This is a genomic window from Mesorhizobium sp. M5C.F.Ca.IN.020.29.1.1 (assembly GCF_003997375.1).
Classification (GTDB): domain Bacteria; phylum Pseudomonadota; class Alphaproteobacteria; order Rhizobiales; family Rhizobiaceae; genus Mesorhizobium; species Mesorhizobium wenxiniae.
Genome location: NZ_RZSW01001119.1, coordinates 1 through 711, shown reverse-complemented (window position 1 = coordinate 711; position 711 = coordinate 1). Strand labels below are relative to the sequence as shown.

At 63.4% G+C, this 711-nt stretch carries 1 protein-coding gene and 1 pseudogene; one reads left to right on the top strand and one right to left on the bottom strand.

The window, feature by feature from the left end; all coding sequences use genetic code 11:
* Nucleotides 1-280, top strand: a pseudogene (locus tag EOA85_RS36605) (ATP-dependent DNA helicase RecG); the annotation flags it as partial.
* Here the strand turns inward: EOA85_RS36605 and EOA85_RS36600 are convergent.
* On the bottom strand, nt 232-711 hold a 480-nt coding region (locus tag EOA85_RS36600; RefSeq protein WP_127212825.1), incomplete at its 5' end, for a DUF502 domain-containing protein. The pseudogene EOA85_RS36605 and the gene EOA85_RS36600 sit on opposite strands and share 49 nt — an antisense overlap.

The window sequence follows — 711 nt, the reverse complement described above, 5'->3', positions numbered from 1 at the left end:
GTCGGTGATGCGCGAGACCGAGGACGGGTTCCGCATCGCCGAGGAGGACCTGAAACTGCGTGGCGAAGGCGAGCTGCTGGGCACCCGCCAGTCCGGCACTCCGGGTTTCCAGGTGGCGCACATCGAAGCGCATGCCGACCTGCTCGAAGCCGCCCGCGACGACGCGCGGCTGATCCTGTCACGCGATCCCGAGCTGCAATCCGAACGCGGCGCCGCCCTTCGCATGCTGCTTTATTTGTTCGGCCGCGACGAGGCTGTGCGGCTCTTGCGCGCCGGCTGAGGCTCGACATCCACAGGCGGATTGCCGATCTGACCGCCGATCGATTTGCCGTTCAACGTCACCATTTTCGTCTTGACCGCCGGCGCCACCAAGCCTGCCGAAACGATCAGCTTGGCGCCGTCCTCGACCGTCATGTCGAGCAGCACGATGTCGGATTTCGGCACATACATAAGAAAGCCCGTGGTCGGGTTGGGCGCGCACGGCATGAAAACCGCGATTAGCGGATCACCTTCCTGGTCGAGCTTCTGGTTGATCTCGGTTTCCTTGTCGCTGGCGACGAAGACCAGCGACCAGACGCCCTTGCGCGGATATTCGACCAGCCCGACCTGGCGAAACATGTCACCTTTGTTCGACAGCACGGTCTCGAAGATCTGTTTCAACGAGCCATAGATGCCGCGCACCAGCGGCATGCGGCCGAGCAGCCGTTCGCC